This is a genomic window from Micromonospora sp. WMMD812, assembly GCF_027497215.1.
Lineage (GTDB): Bacteria > Actinomycetota > Actinomycetes > Mycobacteriales > Micromonosporaceae > Micromonospora.
Genome location: NZ_CP114904.1, coordinates 7,100,808 through 7,120,981, shown reverse-complemented (window position 1 = coordinate 7,120,981; position 20,174 = coordinate 7,100,808). Strand labels below are relative to the sequence as shown.

Genomic DNA, 20,174 nt, shown 5'->3' with positions numbered 1-20,174 from the left:
CTCTGCTGAAACGAGGCGAAATGCGGTGGCTCCGGCGGTTGCTGGGCGGTGGGCGGGTCCAGCTCGATCTGGGGCGGCAGCAGGCCCTGCTACGGGACGTCCAGCAGCGGTACGGCGCCCACGCGCGGATCCGGTTTCCCGAGCAGGTCGAGGCGGTCGCCGAGCTGCTGGACGGTGACGACGGCCTGGTTGTGGCGGCCGGGATCGTGAGCCAGGTCGCGGACGAGGCCCACGCGGACCTACAGGCCCAGGCCCAGGAGATACACCGACGGACGGGCCGGCGGCTGCTGGTGCATCGCCGGAACTACCGGCCGCTGTGGAAGGAGGCTGGCCCGGCGCTGCGGTGGCCGCTGTTCGCGTTGCCATCCGGCTTCCACCCGTACGCGCAGGTGGCCGCCGCTGTCGCGGTGGTCGGCAGTCGGGCGTCCCGGCTCGACCGGGTGACGGACCCGAGTCCGCTCGTGACCCGCGTGTTCGAGGTGCTCGACCTCACCACCGCCGGCTGGGAGTACGGCCGGGTGCGGGTGGACACCGACGCCGCCGCGCTGGCCGACCGACTGATCTCGAGCGCCGCGCAGGTCCTGGCAGCCATGGACGACCCGCCCCGGCTGCCACCTCCGGTCCGTGAGCTGATGCGCCGGAACAACACCCTCGACGTGCACGACCCGACCAGCCCTCGCGCGGTCGGCAGGATCAATCTGGGCGCGAGGATGCGCGAGCAGCTGCTGGCCTGAGGACACCGACGGTGCCAGGGTCGATGAGCGACCCGCTCGTCCCGTCCGGTCGCCGCTTGACCGACCAGCGACACACCCGGCGTTGTGGTGCGGCAGGCGTCCGTCCGGTGTCGCACCCTGGTGCGGTGGGCGACGTGGCGGAACTCCTGGACCGGATCTGGCGTACGGACGCGGCCGGCATGCTCGGCGCGCTCAGTCGGCGGCTCGGCGACTTCGACCGGGCCGAGGAGGCGCTGTCGGACGCGCTGGCCGAGGCGCTCACGCGCTGGCCCGACGAGGGTTTGCCGGCGAGCCCCACCGGTTGGCTGGTCACCACGGGCTGGCGCAAGGCGCTGGACCGGCTGCGCCGCGACGCCGTCGGCCGCGAGAAGCTCGCACAGGTGGCCGCGGAGGCGCCGCCGGAACCGGGCGTGGACGACCGGCTGGCCACGGTCTTCGCGTGCTGCCACCCCGATCTCGCCGAGCCGGCCCGGGTCGCGCTGACGCTGTACGCCGCCAGCGGCCTGAGCACGGCCGAGATCGCCGCCGCGTTCCTGGTGCCGCAGCCGACGATGGCGCAGCGGCTCTCCCGGGCCAAGCGTCAACTGCGGGAGCGCGGCGTCCGGTTCGAGGCGCCACAGCCGGATGAGTACGCCGACCGGCTACCGGCCGTGCTCGCGGTGATCTACCTGGTGTTCAACGAGGGGTACTTGTCCAGCGGCCGGCCCACCCAGCGGCGCGAGCTGGCCCGCGAGGGGGTCGAGCTGGCGCGCCAACTCGCCGAGCTGCTACCCCGCGAGCCGGAGGCCGCCGGCCTGGCGGCGTTGCTGGAGCTGCACCACGCCCGCGCCGCGGCGCGGTTCGACTCGTGGGGCCGCATCGTGCTGCTCGACCAGCAGGACCGGCGGCTGTGGGACAGGGCCGCGATCGAACGGGCGGCGCTGCGGCTGCGGGCGGCGGTGCGCCAGGGCCGGACGGGGCCGTACCAGCTGCAGGCCGGCATCGCCGCGCTACACGCCCTGGCTCCCTCGTACGAGGCCACCAACTGGGCCGACGTGCGGGCGCTGTACGACCGGCTGTACGCGGTGGACCCGTCGCCGGTGGTGCTGCTGAACCGGGCGGTGGCCACGCGGTTCGCGGTGGGCCCGGCCCCGGCGCTGGCCGAGGTCGACTCACTCGGGGACCGGCTCGCCGGCTACCACCTGTGGCATGCCGCCCGGGCCGACCTGCTGGACACCCTCGACCGTCCGGCCGAGGCGCTGACGACGGCGCAGCGGGCTCTGGAGCTGGCGACGAACCCGGCCGAACGGGAGCTGATGTCGCGGCGGGTGGGTGAGCTGAGGCGCCGGCGGTGAGACCGGCGCCCCAACGGCACCGCTATTCCCGGCTCATCACCGGACGGACCTCCAGCGCGCTCATCCCGGCGGCGAGTGGCCAGGTGGCCGCGATCCGCGCGGCCTCGTCGACGTCGTCGCACTCCAGCATGACGATCCCGCCGATGACCTCCTTGAGTTCCAGGTACGGCCCGTCGGTGACCACCGGCTGGCCGTTCGCGTCGGCGCGCACCGTCCGTGCCGCGTCCCGGGGCTGCAGCTCGGCCCCGCCGTCGGCGATCTTTCCGGTCGGCTGCCACCGCTCGAACCACTCGTAGACCTGCTTCATCACGTCCTGCTCGTCGGCCGGGGACAGCGCGGTCCACTCGCGGTCGTCGCCGAAGATCAGCATCGCGTACTTCATCGTTGCTCCTCCTGGTGGGAGACGCTGTGTCGTCGAAGTGACGAACGGCCGGCACCGGTCCTCGACAGGTTCCGCCGAATGTCCCGCCGGAAGTTCCGGCGGCCACCGGCTCTTCCTACTCCCGAGTGTCGGGCAGGTACGTCGGAGCAACGCCGGTGCGCGCCCGCATGGCCGCGGTCACTCGCGCGCCCGTGCCCGGCGTCATCAGTGGCAACGCCTGCGCGAGCGAGAGGAACGCGCACTCGCGTACCTCGCCGTTGGCCAGCCGGATTGCGACGTCGTCGGGCACCTGGCCGCAGTCGAAGAGGAAGTAGACCATCGGTTCCGCCCGGTACCGGTGGGTCGGCAGCCAGTCGACGACGAGCAGCCGAGCGGGCACGACACGCACACCGATCTCTTCGGCCACCTCCCGGGCACAGGCTTGCTCGGGAGTCTCACCAGCTTCGACGTCGCCGCCCGGCGGCACCCAGTCCGGCCGGTAGGTTGGCTGGGTCAGCAGAATCCGGCCCTGCTGGTCGGCGATGAGCGCGTCGGCCACCACGGTCACCGGGGTTATGGAGCTGACGCCTGCGGGGCGCGTCAAACCGGACCCTCCGAAATCTCGGCCATGAACCAGGCGGGCACCGGCCGGGCGATCTCCCTCGACATCAGGGACAGCGTCATCCGTTCCGCGCGGCATTGCCCAGATAAAGCGACGATTGTTCACATAGCCTGACTATATGCACATGGCCGAACCGGATCCGGAGCGGGCCGACGACGAGCGGAAGCGTGTCGAGAACGCGGTCCGCCCGCGCCGCGAGCCGCCTGCGATGGTGCCGTTGCGGCATGCGATCACCAGCGCCATCGGTCCACTGCTCGTCGCGCTGATCATCGGGAGCGGGTTCATCGCCGCCTACGTCGGCGCCCTGCACGACCCCAAGCCGAAGGACGTTCCGGTCGGCGTGATCCGCGGCGACCAGCCCGCGGAGAACCTCCTGGCCGCTGTCCGGACGCAGGGCCGGCAGCTCAAGGCGACCGAGTACGACGACCGCACCGCCGCCGAGCGGGCGCTCGACCGGCGCGAGATCTACGCGGTGCTGGCCAGCGCGAGCGACCCACCCGGACTGACCCTGACCATCGCCAGCGCCGCCGGGCCCCCGGCCACCGAGTTGATCAAACGGATTCTGACGGTCGCGACCCAACGCGCGCAGGTGCCGCTCACAGTGACCGACGCCGCACCTGTCGACGACGACGACCCACGCGGGGTGGTGCCGTTCTACATGGCCATCGGCCTGGTCATCGGCGGCTACTTCGGCGGCATCGCCCTCAATCTGACGTTGGGCACGGTGCCCCGCAACGTGGCCCGGGCGGGTCTGCGGATCAGCGGCCTCGCCCTGCACGCCGCCCTGCTCGGGCTCGCCGGTGCGCTCCTCGCCGGCCCCGGTCTGGGAGTCTGGGACCGGCACCTGGTCAGCCTCTTCGGCGCCGGGGCGCTCCTGGCCTTCGCCGCCGCGCTCTTCGCGGCCGCCGTGCAGAGCTGGCTCGCGCGGCTCGGCACCGGGTTGATCATCTTGTTGCTGGTGGTGCTGGGTAATCCCGGCTCCGGCGGCATCTACCCGCCCGAGTTCCTGCCCGGGTTCTTCCGGAGCGTCCACCTGTGGGACATCCCAGGGCTGGGCTCCGATCTGATCAAGTCGGTGATCTACTTTCCGGAAGCGGCCTTCTGGCCGGCGGCCAAGCTCGCCATCTGGTGCGTCGCCAGCATGATCGTGCTCTTCGCCGCCACCGTGGTCCTCGGTCGGCCGCGCGCCCGCGCCGCGCACGCCCGCGCCGACCGGACCGAACCGGGGTGATCCGCCACGGGCGGATCCGGTGGACCGCGGCGCCTCCGGGAGCGGCTTCCGGCTTGGTCAGGTCAACGGGCCGGCCGTCGTACGCAGCGTCCACCTGGCGGGACCACCACGAAGGACGGTCGCGGTGAGCGGGGCTATGTCGATCCGCCAGAACGACGCGGGCGTGGCGTGGATCGCGGTCACGATGCAGGCGCGGATCACCATCGGATGGGTGACGGCGATGATTGTGCGCGCCGCGTCGGGCAGCGCCCGCAGCCAACCCGCGGTCCGGTCCAGCAGGTCGCGCAGGCACTCGCCGCCGTGTGGCGCGGCAGCCGGGTCGGTCAGCCATGCGGCGATCGCGTCCGGCTCGCCCGCCGCGACCTCGTCGAGGGTACGGCCGGCCCAGGTGCCGAGGTCGCCGTCGCGCAGGTCCTCGTCGACGGTTGGCGTGAGCCCGAGCGCGGTGGCGGTCTGCACGCACCGTCGTGCCGGCCCGCAGCGCACCTCGTCGGCGCGGGGCAGCGCGCCGACGAGGGCGGTCGCGGCGGCCAACCCGTGCGCGTCGAGTGGCTCGTCCCGTGGAAAGGCGGCGGCGCGGGTGGCCGTGGTCGGTGCGTGGCTGACGAGGATCAGGCGACTGCTCATGCTGCCAACCTCCGACTCGTCGGTGTCGTCCGACAGGTTGCGACCATCACCGCTGCGGACGACGGCTCACCCGTTGACACCGCTCGCCGGCGTCCGTACCGTCCGGGGCACCAGCGTGACGGTCGGAGGAAGCCGGTGAAATCCCGGCACGGTCGCGCCACTGTAACCGGGCCTTGCGGGCGGAGCCCCACAAGGCCGGGAGTCAGACCCTCCCCGTCACGGCACCCACTATGGGACGCGTGATCCCGAGGAGGTCCATGTCATGGCAGACGTGTCGCTGCCCACCCCCACCGCCGTGCCGCTACCGGCCGCCGTGCCGCTGCGCCAGATCCTGCCCTGGGCGCTCTTCGGCACTCTGCTCGCGGCCGTGCTGCTCTACTTCGTCGGCGTCGAGCAGGGCGTCCTCTCCGTGTTCGCCGGCGAGACGGTGCACGAGTTCGTGCACGACGGACGCCACCTGCTCGGCTTCCCCTGCCACTGAGCCCGGCCGGAGACCTCATGCTGTCCGCACGCTCGCTCCTCGTCCGCGGCATGCTCGTCGGGCTCGCCGCCGGCGCCGCCGCCTTCCTCTTCGCCACCGCCTTCGGTGAGGGCCCGGTCGGCCAGGCCATCGACTTCGAAGCCGCCCACGCCGCCTCGCACGCCGGACACGCCGAGGCCGGCGAACCCGAACTGGTGAGCCGCACCGTACAAAGCACGGTCGGCCTCGCCACCGCCACCGTGGTGTACGGGGTCGCGCTCGGCGGCCTGTTCGCGCTCGCCTTCGCCGTCGCGTACGGCCGGATCGGCCGCTTCACCGCACGCGCGACCGCCGCGCTGGTCGCCCTCGGCGGCTTCGTGACCGTCGCGTTCGTGCCCTTTCTCAAGTATCCGGCCAACCCGCCGGCCACCGGCAATCCGGACACCCTCGGACAACGGACCGGCCTGTACTTCCTCATGATCGTCATCGCGGTCGCCGCCGGCCTGCTGGCCGTCTCCTTCGGACGCTGGCTGCACCCTCGACTCGGCGGATGGAACGCCACCATCCTGGCCGCCGTCGCGTTCGCCGTCGTCATCGCGATCGTCCACATCGCCCTGCCCACGATCAGCGAGGTGCCTGACGGGTTCCCCGCCCTGGTGCTCTGGAACTTCCGGCTCGCCTCACTCGGCACCCAACTCGTCACCTGGGCCACGCTCGGCCTGCTCTTCGGCGCGCTCGTCGACCGGCACGTCCACGCACGCGCGGTGCCGACCTCAGCGCCGGCGCTCTCGGCATGAGCCGAGGTCTGGCGCTCTCGGCGTGAGCCGAGGTCTGGCGCCCTCCGGCGACGCGCCGATCACGGACATCAGGTAGTCGGGTTCCGCGTCGCCCCCGTCGGTGGAGCCACCGCCGAGGCCCTTGGTCGCGGCGGTGGTCACCGGACGCGCGCTCGCGCGAAGGCCGACGACCGCCGCGTTGCCCGGGACCCACCACGACGTGCCAATCCGCCCGGACACGCGGCGGAGTTGCCGCCCTCCCCACCAGAGTGCGGCGGCGGCTGGGCGGACGAGCGCCCGGATCGGACCCCAGCTCGAACGCCGGGCATCTCGGATGTGAACAGGGGCGCATCGGCTTCCTCGAGCCTTGATCTTGCTGCTAGCTTGTTGCCAATATTGTGCAGAAGCAATAGTGGTGCAGCTAGGAGTGCGGCGATGACCACCAGCCTGCTGACGGAGCAGGATGACCCGCTCGGTGTCGCGGCGCAGCGACGCCGCACCGGGACATGGCTGCTCGTGCTGACGGTCGGGCTGGTCCTGACCGGGGTGGTCGCGGTCGGGTCCGGTGCCATCGGGATCCCTCCGGTGACCGTGGCGCGGATCATCGGGCACCAGCTGTTCGGGTTTCCCGGTGACGTGACCTGGACGCTGCCGCAGGAAGCCATCGTCTGGCAGGTCCGGCTGCCCCGGGTGCTGCTCGGCATGCTCGTGGGCGCCGGACTGGCGGTGTGCGGGGTGGCCCTGCAGGCCATGGTGCGCAACGTGCTGGCCGACCCCTATCTGCTCGGCATCAACTCCGGGGCCTCCAGTGGCGCCGCCGCGGCGATCCTGTTCGGCGCCGGCGCGGGTTTCGGGCAGTACGCCCTGTCCACCAGCGCCTTCGTCGGCGCGCTCGCGGCATCGTTGCTGGTCTTCCTGATCGCGCGCAGCGGCGGCCGGGTGACCTCGATTCGACTGCTGCTGTCCGGGGTCGCGGTCGGCTACGCGCTGTACGCCACCACCAGCTTCCTGATCTTCGCGTCCGGGTCAGCCGAAGGCGCGCGCTCGGTGATGTTCTGGCTGCTCGGCTCCTTGGGCCTGGCCCGGTGGAACGCCCTGCTGGTGGTGGCCGCGGTCGTGCTGGGTGGCGCGATCCTGTACCTGACCGTCGCCGGTCGGCGGCTCGATGTCCTGGCCATCGGCGACGAGACCGCGCAGACCCTGGGTGTATCGCCCGCCCTGTTCCGGATGCGCCTGCTCGTGGTCGTCTCCCTCAGCGTCGGCGTGCTGGTCTCCGCGGCCGGCAGCATCGGCTTCATCGGGCTCGTCGTGCCTCACCTGGCCCGGCGCCTCGTCGGATCGCCGCACGTACGGGTGGTGCCGGTGGCCGCCCTGCTCGGGGCCATCCTGCTGGTCTGGGCCGACGTGCTCGCGCGGGTGTTGCTGGCCCCGCAGGAGATCCCGATCGGCATCATCACCTCCCTGCTCGGCGCCCCGTTCCTGGTGGTCCTGATCCGTCGTCTGCACGCCTCCGGCGCCTGAGCGCCACAGCCGTGAAGGAGAAACCATGAAGGCAACCCGTCTCGCCGTCACCGCCGCCGCGTCCGCCGTTGTGCTGCTCGCGACCGCGTGCGGAGGCGGTGACAAGCCGACCGATGCCGGGCAGGGATACCCGCTCACCGTCACCAACTGCGGGGCCGAGGTCACCTTCCCCGCCGCGCCGAAGCGGGTCGTCCTGCTCAAGAGCGCGGCCGTGCCGTACCTGCACTCCCTCGGCGTCATGGACCGCGTCACCGCCCGCGCCGGGCAGTACCCGAAGGAGTACTACGACGCCGCGACCCTCGCCGAGCTGGACCGGATCCCGCTGCTGACCAACAAGACCGACACGAGCGGCCACCTGCAGATCTCCAAGGAGGTGGTGATCAGCCAGCAGCCGGACCTGGTGCTCGGCGAGGTCGACAACCTGTCCCGCGACACCCTCTCCGCGGTGGACATCCCCCTGCTGGAAGAGCCCGCGATGTGCCCGGACAGCACCACCGTGCCGACCTTCGACGACATCTACTCCCAGCTGCGGAGCTACGGCACGGTGTTCGGCCGCGACGCGGAGGCCGCCACCGCGGTCACCGCGCTCAAGGAGCGCATGACCAGGATCCAGACCGAGGCGGGTCCGCCGTCCGGGCGCACGGCGGCGGTGCTCTACCCGACGGTCGGCGGCGGCACCACCTACGCCTACGGCACGGCGAGCATGGCCCACCCCCAACTGGAGGCGGCCGGCTTCCGCAACGTCTTCGGCGACGTCAAGGAGCGGGTCTTCGAAGTCACCGTGGAAGAGCTGCTCGGCCGCAACCCCGACGTGCTGATCCTGCTGTACAGCGACGGCGACCCCACGGCGGTCGAGCAGGGGCTGACCGCGCTTCCCGGCGCCGAGAAGCTCAACGCCGTCCGTACCGGCAACGTCATGACCCAGCTGTTCAACTTCACCGAGCCGCCCTCCCCGCTGTCGATCGACGGCCTTGAGCGGATCGTGCAGCGGTTCAAGGCGAAGCCGTGATCGAGGCGACCGAGGTTTCCTGGCACTACGGTGCGAACCCGGTCATCGACGGCGTCAGCGTGGCCGCCCGGCCGGGCCGGGTCCTCGGACTGATCGGCCCGAACGGCAGCGGCAAGACCACGCTGCTGCGCCTTCTCTACGGCGCGCTGCGCAGCCCCACCGGTCGGGTCCTGGTCGACGGTGACGACCTGACCGCCCTGGCCGCGCGGGAGGCCGCCCGCCGGTTGGCGGTCGTCGTGCAGGAAACGGGCGGTGAGACGGCGCTGACCGTTGCCGAGTTGGTCCTCCTGGGCCGCGGGCCGCACCTGTCGACCTTCCAACGCGCCGGCCGGGCCGACCACGACATCGCGGCCCGTTGCCTGACCCGGGTCGGTGCCGCTCACCTCGGCCGTCGGGCCTTCGCCCAGCTCTCCGGGGGTGAGCGCCAGCGGGTCCTGATCGCCCGTGCGCTCGCCCAGCAGGCCACCCACCTGCTCCTCGACGAGCCCACCAACCACCTCGACATCCGCTACCAGCACGAGATCCTCCAGCTGGTCCGCACTCTGGACACCTGTTCCGTCGTCGTGCTGCACGACCTCAATCTCGCCGCCCGCTACTGCGACGACCTGGTGCTGCTGGGCCAGGACGGCGTTGTCGCCGCCGGCCCTGCGGACGAGGTCCTGGACCCCGCCGTCCTCGAGCCCGTCTATGACATCGGCATCCGACGCCTGGACCTCGACGGCGCGATCCACCTGCTGTTCCAGCCGAACACCGCCGCCGAGAGGACTGCCGCATGACGGCGCAGGACCGCATCAACGCGTACTGGACCGGTCGGGCCCCGAGCTACGACGAGTACGTCCAACGCCCCGAACGCTTCGCCGCGGACCAGCAGGCCTGGTCGGCGATCTGGGAGCGCGCACTGCCGCCGGGTCCGCTCGACGTGCTGGACGTGGGCACCGGCACCGGCCAGGCCGCCATGGTCCTGGCCGGCCTCGGGCACCGCGTCACCGGCATCGACCTGTCCGAGGGGATGCTGGAGCAGGCCCGCCGGCATGCCGCCGCCCTCGACAACGGCCCCGTCATCCGCCACGGCGACGCGGTGAGCCCGGCCTTCCCCGCCGCCAGCTTCGACGCGGTGACGAGCCGGTACGTGATGTGGACGCTGCGGGAACCGGAGATCGCCGCGGCGAACTGGGTACGCCTGCTACGTCCGGGTGGCACGGTCGCGGTCGTCGACAGCACCTGGTTCCCGAACGGCCTGGACAACGCCTCGGAGCACTTCGCCGACTTCTACGACAGTCAGGTCCAGGCGGCGCTGCCCCTGGCCACCGCGGCCTCCATCGAACAGACCGCCGCGGTCCTCGAGCAGGCCGGCCTCAAGGACGTCACGGTCACGCCGCTGAGGTCGATCTACGAGCTGGACCGGCAGTTCGGTGTCGCGCCGAACCACGAGCACCAGCTGCAGTTCCTGATCACCGGTCGCAGCTGACCGGCGCGGGCTCGGCTCATCTCCTCGCGGGAGGCCAATGGCCCTCTGCCCGAAGGCGCCCGCCGCCACTGGCGCGGAACGGAGGTGGCCGGGGCGACGATCGTGCCGCGGCTGTGTGGGAGGAGTCCCTAGCCGCCGGTGAGCGCGGAGCTGCGGGCCTCCGCGCGGCCCTCGTCCCGCGCCTGGGCGAGGAGCCGCGCGAGCCGCCGTCGACGTCGCCGGGAGACGATCCGGTAGGCGAGGACGAGCGCGGCGACGACGGCGGCGAGGGCCAGCTGCGGCCAGGGCAGGACCCAGACCGTCACGGTGGCCGAGGCGCGCCGGAGGTCGGCGCCGGTCGGGTCACCGGTGAGCAGGGCCGGGGTCGTGTCGACGGTCGTCCTGACCGGCCCCCACCCCCAGACTCGGCCGATGCGGGCCTCGACCTGCCTGCTGCCCCCGGGCAGCAGCTCCTCGACGTCGGTCCGCGTGCCCGACCCGGTCAGGCCGAACAGTTCGGTGGCGGTCGCCCGGCCGCTGCCGGTCACGGCGACGTTGCCGCCGTTCGTCGCGGTGTACCGGACGTGGACGGTGCCGGGAGCGAACGGGTTCCACGACCGGTCGTGCCGGGCGGTGAGGTTGCTGATCGCGACGGCCGCCGTGACGGTGCCGGTGGCGCGCATCATCACCCGGAATCCGACGCGGCTCTCGACGGCGACGGTGCCGCCGCTGCTGGTGACCGTCGCCGCGATGCCCGCGGGATGGTCCCCGGGGGTGGCGTCCTTCGGGACGGTGATGGTGAAGGGCACCACGGTCGTCTTTCTGGGCCCGACGGTGACCCTGTCCCGCACGTCGATCCAGGTGCCGCCGTCGACCGACTCGCGGTCGGACGGGAGCATGTTGAACCGTCCCTTGTCGGTGAGGTAGCCGTCGGCCGCCTTCAACGCGAAGACCACGGTGCGGTCGCTGAAGTTGCGCACCGCCAGGTGTTCGGTCATCACCTGCCCCGGGTCGAGGGTGACCTCGACCCACCGGCGTCCGTCCGGGCCGGTGGCGTCGGCTGGTTGCACGGCCCAGGTCACGGTCGGGCTCGTCGGCTGTGCCGTCGCGGCGGCGGGTGCGGCGGGCACGGTGACGAACGCCGCGGCCGACGCGGCGAGCAGCCGCAGCAGCACCCGGGGCGGGGTACGGGTCATGGCGGGCTCCTCCGAGGGGCAGCGGAGTGGTGGTGGGGGCCGCTGCCGTACGGCCCCCACCATGCTTCACTCGAACAGGGACAGGGTCAACGTCGAGGTGTAGGAGCCCGCCGCGACGTCCGCCGGCGTCCGCAGGAACAGGTCGGCGTCGACCGAGTACGCGTCGCCGGCCACGGCTTCGGAGTCGAACGTCGACACCAGCAGCTCCTGGTCGACCAGGCCCACGTTGTTTCTCGGCTGGGTCGGCTCGTCGAGGACCGTCACCACCTCCTCGCCCTCGGTGACGAGGCCGGTGTCGCCGCCGTCGAGCAGCTGCGGCTTCCAACCGAGGTGGCCGGCGCTGATCGGTGCCTGGCCGGCGGCGCCGACGAAGTCGGTGGCGCTGCCCAGCACCGCCCACGCGGCGTTGTCGGGCACCTCCTCGGGGGTGCGCGTGTCCGTGACCGTGACGGTCGGCAACGTGCCGACGAACTGGCGGACCAGCAGCGTCGAGCCGTCCTCCGACAGCGCCACCGAGTCACCGGCGACCGACAGGGCCAGCACACCCGGCTCCCTGATCTCCTCGATGTCGACGGTGACCCGCACGTCGGCGCTGTCGTCGCCGGGCTCGGCCAGGGCCGGCGACTGCACCGCGACGCTTCCCGCCAGGAGGGCCCCGGCGGCGCCCGCCGCGAGCAGCCGCCTGCGATTCGATGTGTTCATCGATGCTCCCTTGTGAGTTGTCGTTATCGGGCTTGGCTGGGGTCAGCGGCGCAGGTGACGCCGGGGTGAGTCGTGGTGATGACCGTGGTGACGTCCGCGCCGTCGAGCGTCCCGGTGGCGCGGACCGTCACCGAGCCCGCCGCCACCGAGGTCGCCCGCGTGGCGAAGGACTGGTACGCGTTCGCGCCCGCGGCGACGCCGCGGAAGGTCCGCTCGCCGTACGCGGTCCGCAGGGCGATCTCCACGGGCGCGTCGTGGTCGTTGCGCGCCTGCACCGCGACGTACGCCTTGCCGGCGACGCAGCGGGCCTGCGCGGTGCCCGTCACGGGCAGTTCGGGTGGGACGCCGGGGTCGTCGGCGAAGACCCGCCACTCGGTGATCGCCACCGCCGAGTAGGTGGTGCCGTTGCCGTTGGCGCGGATCGTGGCACGGACTCGCGGCGTGGTGACGGGGTCGAAGGTGACGGTGTTGAACGTGGTGGTGCTCGTGCCGTAGCCGGATGCGCCGGTCACGTCCCGCCAGGCCGAGGCCGTCTCGTCCCAGTACTGCAGCACCCAGCCGTCGGGCTCGGCGACGCCGTCGCCGGTGCCGCGGTCGGCGTCGCGCCAGAACTTCAGCTCGGCGCCGGTGAGGCGCACGGGGCGCGCCCAGTCGTACTGGACCCACTGGGTCGCCGGGCGGGTGCCGGACCAGGTGCCCCAGATCTGCGCCTGGCTCGGGTTCGCCGGGTCGGCGCCGTCGTTGAGGGCGGTGACGCTGTTCCAGCCCGCCGTGTAGGAGGCGGTCGGGGTGCCGATGGGCCCGATGTTCCCGGTGAGCGGCCCGGAGAGGTCCGCCGGGATGGTGACGGTCTTGGCGGTCTCCAGGTTTCCGGCCGTGTCGAGCGCGCGGAACGACAGGGTGTTCCGGTTCCGGTCGGGTGCGGCGACCGGACCCGTGTAGGCCGTCCAGGCGCCGGCGCCGATGGCGTACTCGATCCGGGCGACCCCGGACGTCGCATCGCTCGCGGTCACCGTGACCGCCCGGGTGTCGGCGTTCACGGTGGCCGCGCTGACCGGTGCCGTGGCGTCGATGCGTACGGCGAGCTCCGCGGGCGCCGAGGTGTTGCCCGCGCGGTCGGTCGCGGTCGCCGTGACCCGGTGCTGGCCGTCCCCGGCGACGTCGGCGGCCACCGACCGCACGTCGCGCGCGACGACCGGCTGGCCGTCGTCCACCCGTGACTCGATGGTCATGCGGCCGCCGCGGTCGTCGACGCCGGCGACGCGCACCCGCACCGGGGACCGGAACCAGCCGGCGCCGCCGGCGCCGCCGCTGGGCGTGAGCGTCAGCGTCGGCGGGGTCTCGTCGCCGTCCGTGTCGCCCGGTGGGACGACGGTGACCTGCGCGGACACGCGGTCGGCGGCGTACCCGAGCACGGTGCCCCGCGTGGTGAACGTGCGCGGCGTCGCGACGTCCTCCGGCTTCACCGGGTCCCAGAGGACCGGTACCCGCAGGGTCTCGGCGCCGAAGGACACGGGGATGCTGTCGGGCAGTTGGGTCTCCCCCACCTCCACCGTGATGGCCGGCGCGGTGACGGGGGACTCCGGCTGCGTGGCGAGGATCTTCCATTCCTCGACCGCCACCGCGGAGTAGGTGCTGCCGTTGGTGGACGCGTCGAACACCGCCCGGACCTGCGTGGTGGTCACCGGGTCGAAGGTGGTGTCCTGGAAGCCCCGCGTGCCGGTCGGGAAACCGCTCGGGTTCGGCACGTCGGCCCACTGCCCGGCGTCGAGATCCCAGTACTGGATGCGCCAGCCGGCGGGTGCGGCCACACCCACGCCGCTGCCGGGCGGATTGTCGTTCCAGAACTCGATCTGGGAGCCGGAGATCCGCATCGGCTGGTCCCAGGTGTACTGCACCCACTGCTGCGGCGGGTTGTCGCCGGTCCAGGTCCCCCACATGTCCGGCGGCAGCGGGTTGAGCCGGACGATCTCGTCGTTGAGCGCCTTCACCCAGTACTGGGTGGGCACCGGTTCGTTGGAGACGCTGACCGTCGCCGCCTGGGCGATGTTCGGCCGTGGGGTGAGGTCGGGCCCACGGATCGGTGTCGTGGTGACGGGCTTCATCCGCGGCGGATTCTGCGTGTCGTCCCATTCCAGCGGGTCGATGGCCACGGACCGGCGGAAGTGGCCACCGCCCACGGCGTCCGCCGTGTGGTACGCGATGTACCACGAGCCGTCGAACTCGAGGATGCCCGGGTGGCTCGTCGTCGAGGAGACCGGCCGCAGGACGGTCCCGCGATAGGTCCACGGCCCCTGCGGCGACGACGCCGTGGCGTAGGCGATGCAGGCGTGGTAGTTCGCCGGCGTGCACGGCGACGTCGGGCCGGCGTTGTTCCCGGCGTACGCCAGGTAGTAGGTGTCGTTGCGCTTGAAGGCCCAGGCCGCCTCGAAGAAGCCGGTCAGCCCGGTGACGGCGCGCGGGGTGGTGACCGGCGTCTTCATGTCCTGCTGTAGCTCGATCATCCGCAGCTGGCTGAACGAGCCCCACCAGAGGTACACCCGCTGGTTCGGGGCCGTGCCGTCGACGAGGATCGTCGGGTCGATGTTGTGGATCGTGTTCGGTGTGGGCACGCGCTGGGAGATGATCGGCCCGCCCGCGTGGTCGGTCCAGGGGCCGGTCGGGCTGTCGGAGACGGCCACGCCGATCGCGAACTTGTCGGACGCCGGGCTGTCCCGTTCGTGGATCGGGACGTACCAGTAGTAGCGGCCGTCCACGCCGCGGACCACCTGACCCGCGTACGCCCGCCCGGGGGTGGCCCAGGCGAAGACCTGCTCGGGACGCATCAGCGACGGGTGGTGGGTCCACTCGCCGGCCTCGACGTCGGTGGTCCGGAACGCGCCCCACTCGTTCATGACGAAGTCGTTCGTGGACGGTCCGGCCTGGTCGTGGCCGGTGTAGATGTAGAGCTGGTCGGTGCCGCTGTCGTTGCCGGGGGCGCCGGCCGGCACGACGATCGGCGCCGGGTCGGCCGAGTAGTAGCTGCCGTCGCCGAGGATCGGGTTGGTCGTGTTGGTGAAGGTGTACGAGTCGGCGGCGTGGGCCGGCGCCGCGACGCCGACCAGCCCGCCCGCGACGAGCCCGGTGAGCGCCGCCACGGCGATCGCCCTGCGGAGGCGGCGTGCCGGCCGGCGGGTCGGTGGGGCGGCGCCGCGCACCACGGTGGTGTTCACGGTGTCGATCTCCTCACTGTCGGGGCCGGAGATGGCGGCGCCGCCGCTGCGGCGCCGCCACCTCGCGAGGGTCAGCCGCAGTTCAGCGCGCCGAACGGCGCCTCGACCTGGGCGGTGACCGGCGCGCCGTTGACGGTTCCGGTGGCCTTCACCGTCGCGGTCGCCGCCGGCACCGTCGTGGCGCGGGTGTTGAACGCCTGGTAGGCGGACTTGCCGACGGCGACGTCGGAGACCGTGCGCGACCCGTACGGCGTGACCATCTCGATGGTGAGCGGCACGTCGTCGGCGTTGCGCGCGGTGACCGCGACATAGACCTTGCCGCCGGTGCACTGCGTGCGGGCCTGGACCTCGACGTCCCACGCCGGCGGTGGGTCACCGACGGTGAGCGTGAGTGTGGTCCGGGTGGTGCCGGCCTCGCTGACGTAGTCGGGCAGGATCAGGTTGCCGATGACGGTGTAGCGGCCGGGTGTGTCGACGATGCTCTCGTCGAAGTCCCAGTCGACGCCGATGGCCTGGTTGTCCCGGGAGCCGTCGTTGTACGACACCTCCACCTTGTCGGGCAGGTAGGGCAACTCGCCCACCTCGACGGCCTGGGTGAACGTCTCGGCTCCCTGGATGGAGATGCCGTCCGGCGCGGTCTCGGGCCGCACGTAGACGCGCGCCTCGGCGATCAGGCCGTACGCGTCGTTCGTGCCGTAGACCACGAACGGGTCGACGTTGGTCTCCGCGACCATCTCGGGTGTGATCTGCTGCCAGTTGAACGCGACGGCGCCGCGAGCGCCGCTGGCGTAGACCGCGTCGAGCGTGCTCGGCAGCGTCGGCACCTGGCCCACGGTGGTGCGGATGAGCACCGGCGAGCGCACCGAGTCGACGGTCTCGCCGTTGGCGCGCCAGCGCAGCACGCCCGTGCCCGCGCCCTCACCCATGACGCCCCAGATGCGGATGCGCAGGTGGCTGGTCGCCACCGGGTCGAACTCGAGGTGGTTGTACCGGTTGGTGGCCAGTCCGTCGGCGTACGTCGATCCGTTGGTGAGCGTGACCGGCGTCCACGTGGTGCCGTCCGCGGAGCTCTCGACGGCGTACGTCGTGGCCGTGGGCCGGCGGGTGCCGCCGTTGTCGTCGTACCAGTAGATGTCGGTCGAGGAGAGTCGCACGGGCGCGTCCCAGCGGTACTGGATCCACGCCGCCCGTTCGGGGCTGGTGCCGTTCTGCGGTTGACCCCAGTTGCCCCAGCCGTTCCCGGCGCCCGGGTTCGAGCTGTTCGGCGTGCTGGCCTCGTTGACCCGCTGGTGGTTCTCCCACGACGCGGTACCGCTCGTGGTGATCGTCGCCGATCGGCCGAACTCCGCGACGACCTCCCGCTCGGCGAGGGTCACCGCGACGGTTGCCTCCGACCGCTTCTCGCCGTCGTTGGCGGAGAACCGGAACACGTAGTCGCCGGGTTTCGTGCCCGTCACCCGGGTGGCCAGCGCCTTCGCGTCGGCGAAGATGACGCCCGCGCCCGGCGGGGTCGAGACGGTCTCCCAGCCGAAGGTGAGCTCGCTGTCGTAGGGGACGCCGTCGTCGGTCGCCGTGGCGACCAGCCGGGTGGACAGGTTGCCGTCCGCCGAGCCGTCCCGCGCGGCGGTGACGACCGGCGCCTGGTTGGAGACGTCCGGTACGTCGCGGCCGGAGTCGAACACCTGGATCTCGGAGATGGCGGTGAAGAAGGTCGGGTTGTTCGTGAACGCGATGCGTAGCTTGTTCGACGTCACGGTGTGGAACAGCGCCTCGTTGAACTTCGCCGACGGGACGGTGGGGTTCTTGAACTGGTTCGGCACCTCCTTCCAGCCGCCGTTGCCGTCGGGCACCTGGATCCACCAGCGCGCGGGCTCGCGGTAGCCGCCCGCCTGCCGGTCGCTGACGAAGAACACCTTCACGTTGTCGAAGGACCGGGCCGAGCCCAGGTCGAGTTCGACGTAGCCGTTGCGGTCGCTCGTGCCGTAGTTGCCCCAGTACGGCTCGTTCGCGGTGACGCCGTCGGTCACCGCGCCCAGCGACACCGGCCGTTCGGTCTCCTTGATCGCGCCGGGTGTGTAGTTCATCGAGGTGGTGCTCCAGCCGGGCGTGTGGAACTGCCGCCACGGCGTCGGCCGTACGCCCTGCTGGGTGTGCGACGAGTTGAGGTCGGCGCCCGCCGCGAGGTTCGGCGCGTCCTCGGTGAGGTCGATGCCGGCCGTCTTGAGGTAGGTGACGACCCGGTCGTCGGAGATCGGAGTGTTCACCGCGCTCGGGAACTGGGTGCCGGCGTCCGCGGTGAAGGTGACGGTCAGGCCCGCCTCGGCCTGGACCTGGTTGGTGTTGGGGTCGTAGGTGAGCTTGCCGAGCTTGTCGGTGCTGACCTTCCGCTCGCCGTTGATGAAGAGGCTGTAGCCGGCGCCGAGGCCGTACTCGCTGCCGTCCGGGTCCCAGACGACGGTGACGTCCTGCCCGTGGTAACGCAGGTTGTTGACCATGAAGTGGTCGTAGCCGAACTGGATCGGCCAAAGTTCGATCTTGTCGTCGGAGCGTGGCTGGATGCCTCCCATGTCCTCGATGAAGATGTGGTTCATGTTGCCGAGCATCACGTGGTTCGGGTTGTTGCGGTTGTAGGTCTTCGCGGTCGCGTTCCAGTTGGAGTAGTACTCCGCCTGGTTCGGGGCGCGCAGGTCCGCGTTCGGGTAGATGCTCCACGCCATCCAGTCGAGCAGCCGCTTCGCGTAGGCCGGGGTGATGTACTTCTGCTCCGGGTCGTAGTGGCGCAGCGCCGACCGGACGCCGCGGTACTGCACGGTGAAGTTGATGTTGGAGAAGTTGTTGGAGCCGCCGATCCCGTAGGCCGTCCGGTCGTACTGGTTGGCGGTGTAGAACGGGAAGATCGGGAAGTTGTCGCCGTAGGTCAGGAAGCGGAACCCGTCGACGTAGGTCTGCCACTGGTCGAACGGGATGAGGTCCTCGGCGTAGACGTCGTAGAGGTTCGACTCCCGGGCCGGGATCAGGTCACGCGACGACGCGGGCAGCGGGTTGGGCCGGCCGTTGGCGCTGGCCGCGCTGGTGGCGCCGTGGGACGTGCCGGCGAGGAACATCCGCATGTCGGGGCTCCACAGCCGGTCGAGGATCGCCTCGCGGATCCCGTCGGCGCCGGCCGCCATCTGGTCGACCTTGGCCTGGTCGGCACCGGCGATCTGGTAGAGCTGCCGGGCGGCGTCGAACGCCCCCCAGACGTACGCCGACTCGGGGCGCTCGATGGTCCGTGCCCCGGGCGCGCCGGCGTTGGCCTTCGGGTAGCCGAAGGTGATCGCGTCGGCGTCGTTGCCGGGCATGTAGTTGGTGTCGTACGCGATCAGCTTGTCGTCGTTGCCGCCGTAGTGTTCGAGCTGGCCGACGCCGTCGCCCTCGAAGTAGCCGGCGAACTTCCGGGCGACCTCCTTGCCACCGCCGTGCACGTTGTACGCCTCGAGCCCGGCCGTGCCGAGGTACTGCGAGTAGTGGTTGTTCCAGCTCGTGTGCCCGGGGCTGTCCAGGAAGGCCGACGAGCCGGAGAGCTCACCGATGTTGAGCACCTGCCCGTACGGCAGGTAGGGCGTGCGCAGCCACTTGGTGTCCTGCAGGTGCATCGGCTGGGTCAGCGCGACGGCGTTCTGGTAGAGGTTCACTCCCTCGATCGTCGTCGGGTACTGGTAGACGTGGCCGGAGGCGTTGGCGTCGAGGGTGTTGTACCGCTCGCCCCACCAGCGGTAGACGATGGCCTTCTCCAGCGCGGGGTCCGGCACGTCGATGTACGGGACGTCCTGGGCCCAGCGGCGGTGGAACGCCGTGATGCCGGTGCGCACCGCCTCGGCCGGCGAGAGGCCGGCGAAGTCCCGGTAGCTCTCGACCGTCTCGGGCAGCGTGGCCGAGGAGACCGCGCCGACGACCGACAGCGACATCGAGCCGCCGGCGGGCACGGTGATCTCGCGGTCGAGGTTGGTTCCGGTCCGGGTGAACCCGGCGCCGGTGAGGTCGACCCTGATCGAGTTCCAGGCGGTGTCGACGAGCCCGTTGTTGGAACCGCTGGTGATGGTGCGCGTGCCGGTCAGCTCGGCCGCGCTCGCGCCGGCCTGGGTGGCCAGCGGCGCGGCGGCGCGGACGGTGAACGTGGCGGGGCCGTCGCCGGGGTTGCTGAAGGTGATGGCGGTGACGGCGACGTTGTCGTACGTGATGAACTTGGTCAGGTCGGCGGTGACGCCGGTCGCGCCGATGCTGTACCGGCCCTTCGCGTGGCTGGGCGCGTTGAACCGGTTCGCGTTCACCTCGGTGACGGTCTGCCCCGGCACCGTGACGGTGTAGAGGTTGCCGAGGTTGTTGGGGCCGCCGACGTACGCGCTGCCGGCGAAGCCCATGACGGCGAAGTTGTTGTTGCTCGCGCCGCGCAGGTACAGGGAGCGTCCCCGGGTCATCAGCACGGCCGCCCCGAGCGTGCCGGGCACGCCCAGGACGCGGTCGAGGTAGTAGTCCGTGCCGCCGGCGGCGAGGTCCTTCTCGAAGATCGACTGGTGCATGTTCCCCGCCGTGAAGGGCACGCCGGGCCGGAGCTGGTCGGCGACGTCGCCGACGGTGGTGTAGACCGGGTCGCCGATGTCCATGACGTGGCTCTGCCCGTCGGTGTAGACCCCGACGTCACCCTCGTTGCCGGGCAGGACCGGGCCGTCGGCGTGGGCGGGCGAGCCGACGGCGACCGTCCCTCCCATGACCAGCGCGGCCAGGGCGGCCCAGAGGGGCGCCCTTCTCACGCGTCTCCTCATGTTCCTTCCTCCTTGTCGTCGGTGCGGCCGGGCCGGTGACGCTCGCCGTGCCGCACCTCGGTGGTGACTGCGGGCGGTGTGGGCTTGTCGGTGTGGAAGGACCGGATCTTGAACTGTTAGCGCTAACATTCATGGCCGGC

The 20,174-nt window shown here is 71.7% G+C and carries 16 protein-coding genes and 1 riboswitch; of the genes, 9 read left to right on the top strand and 7 right to left on the bottom strand.

The annotated features are described in order from the left end of the window. The first annotated feature begins 20 nt into the window (after nucleotides 1–20). Nucleotides 21–734 (top strand): hypothetical protein, encoded by a 714-nt coding sequence (locus O7603_RS32920; protein WP_281573575.1) that lies wholly within the window; start codon nucleotides 21–23, stop codon nucleotides 732–734. A 125-nt stretch (nucleotides 735–859) separates the two neighbouring features. Further along, nucleotides 860–2,068, top strand: coding sequence for a DUF6596 domain-containing protein (locus O7603_RS32915; protein ID WP_281573574.1), 1,209 nt, complete (start codon nucleotides 860–862; stop codon nucleotides 2,066–2,068). Nucleotides 2,069–2,090: 22 nt separating this feature from the next. On the opposite strand, the gene O7603_RS32910 is transcribed toward O7603_RS32915, so the two are convergent. Further along, complete coding sequence (locus O7603_RS32910) at nucleotides 2,091–2,450, bottom strand: YciI family protein (protein ID WP_281573573.1); 360 nt, start codon at nucleotides 2,448–2,450, stop codon at nucleotides 2,091–2,093. Nucleotides 2,451–2,565: 115 nt separating this feature from the next. Then, the gene (locus tag O7603_RS32905; protein WP_281573572.1) at nucleotides 2,566–3,033 is read right to left on the bottom strand and encodes an NUDIX hydrolase; all 468 of its coding nucleotides are present in this window, start codon (nucleotides 3,031–3,033) and stop codon (nucleotides 2,566–2,568) included. Between the two features lie 136 nt (nucleotides 3,034–3,169). Here O7603_RS32905 and O7603_RS32900 point away from each other — a divergent pair, with 136 nt between their 5' ends. After that, complete coding sequence (locus O7603_RS32900) at nucleotides 3,170–4,282, top strand: hypothetical protein (RefSeq protein ID WP_281573571.1); 1,113 nt, start codon at nucleotides 3,170–3,172, stop codon at nucleotides 4,280–4,282. A gap of 57 nt (nucleotides 4,283–4,339) precedes the next feature. Here the strand turns inward: O7603_RS32900 and O7603_RS32895 are convergent, their stop codons facing one another. After that, nucleotides 4,340–4,909, bottom strand: coding sequence for a histidine phosphatase family protein (locus tag O7603_RS32895; RefSeq protein WP_281573570.1), 570 nt, complete (start codon nucleotides 4,907–4,909; stop codon nucleotides 4,340–4,342). An 88-nt stretch (nucleotides 4,910–4,997) separates the two neighbouring features. Beyond that, nucleotides 4,998–5,140: riboswitch (cobalamin riboswitch) on the top strand. Between the two features lie 31 nt (nucleotides 5,141–5,171). Here O7603_RS32895 and O7603_RS32890 point away from each other — a divergent pair. From O7603_RS32890 to O7603_RS32865, 6 genes are all read left to right on the top strand, one after another. Further along, on the top strand, nucleotides 5,172–5,390 hold the full coding sequence (locus O7603_RS32890) for a CbtB domain-containing protein (protein ID WP_281573569.1): 219 nt from the start codon (nucleotides 5,172–5,174) through the stop codon (nucleotides 5,388–5,390). 17 nt (nucleotides 5,391–5,407) lie between these two features. Then, entirely contained in the window at nucleotides 5,408–6,166 is a 759-nt protein-coding gene (locus O7603_RS32885; protein WP_281573568.1) for a CbtA family protein, read from the top strand. Between the two features lie 414 nt (nucleotides 6,167–6,580). Then, nucleotides 6,581–7,666 (top strand): iron ABC transporter permease, encoded by a 1,086-nt coding sequence (locus O7603_RS32880; protein ID WP_281573567.1) that lies wholly within the window; start codon nucleotides 6,581–6,583, stop codon nucleotides 7,664–7,666. A gap of 25 nt (nucleotides 7,667–7,691) precedes the next feature. Further along, nucleotides 7,692–8,675, top strand: coding sequence for an ABC transporter substrate-binding protein (locus tag O7603_RS32875; protein ID WP_281573566.1), 984 nt, complete (start codon nucleotides 7,692–7,694; stop codon nucleotides 8,673–8,675). Then, entirely contained in the window at nucleotides 8,672–9,451 is a 780-nt protein-coding gene (locus O7603_RS32870; RefSeq protein WP_281573565.1) for an ABC transporter ATP-binding protein, read from the top strand. The genes O7603_RS32875 and O7603_RS32870 overlap by 4 nt, the downstream gene beginning before the upstream one ends. Then, the gene (locus O7603_RS32865; RefSeq protein WP_281573564.1) at nucleotides 9,448–10,143 is read left to right on the top strand and encodes a class I SAM-dependent methyltransferase; all 696 of its coding nucleotides are present in this window, start codon (nucleotides 9,448–9,450) and stop codon (nucleotides 10,141–10,143) included. Before O7603_RS32870 ends, O7603_RS32865 begins: the two co-directional genes overlap by 4 nt. A 128-nt stretch (nucleotides 10,144–10,271) precedes the next feature. Here the strand turns inward: O7603_RS32865 and O7603_RS32860 are convergent, their stop codons facing one another. From O7603_RS32860 to O7603_RS32845, 4 genes are all read right to left on the bottom strand, one after another. Continuing rightward, nucleotides 10,272–11,318 (bottom strand): hypothetical protein, encoded by a 1,047-nt coding sequence (locus O7603_RS32860; RefSeq protein WP_281573563.1) that lies wholly within the window; start codon nucleotides 11,316–11,318, stop codon nucleotides 10,272–10,274. 66 nt (nucleotides 11,319–11,384) lie between these two features. Next, nucleotides 11,385–12,020: a hypothetical protein gene (locus O7603_RS32855; RefSeq protein WP_281573562.1), complete on the bottom strand. Its 636-nt coding sequence runs from the start codon at nucleotides 12,018–12,020 to the stop codon at nucleotides 11,385–11,387. A gap of 23 nt (nucleotides 12,021–12,043) precedes the next feature. Further along, on the bottom strand, nucleotides 12,044–15,241 hold the full coding sequence (locus O7603_RS32850) for a family 43 glycosylhydrolase (RefSeq protein WP_281576906.1): 3,198 nt from the start codon (nucleotides 15,239–15,241) through the stop codon (nucleotides 12,044–12,046). Between the two features lie 62 nt (nucleotides 15,242–15,303). Further along, a complete protein-coding gene (locus O7603_RS32845; protein WP_281573561.1) occupies nucleotides 15,304–20,022 on the bottom strand; it encodes a discoidin domain-containing protein in 4,719 nt (1,572 codons plus the stop codon). Nucleotides 20,023–20,174 lie beyond the last annotated feature (152 nt).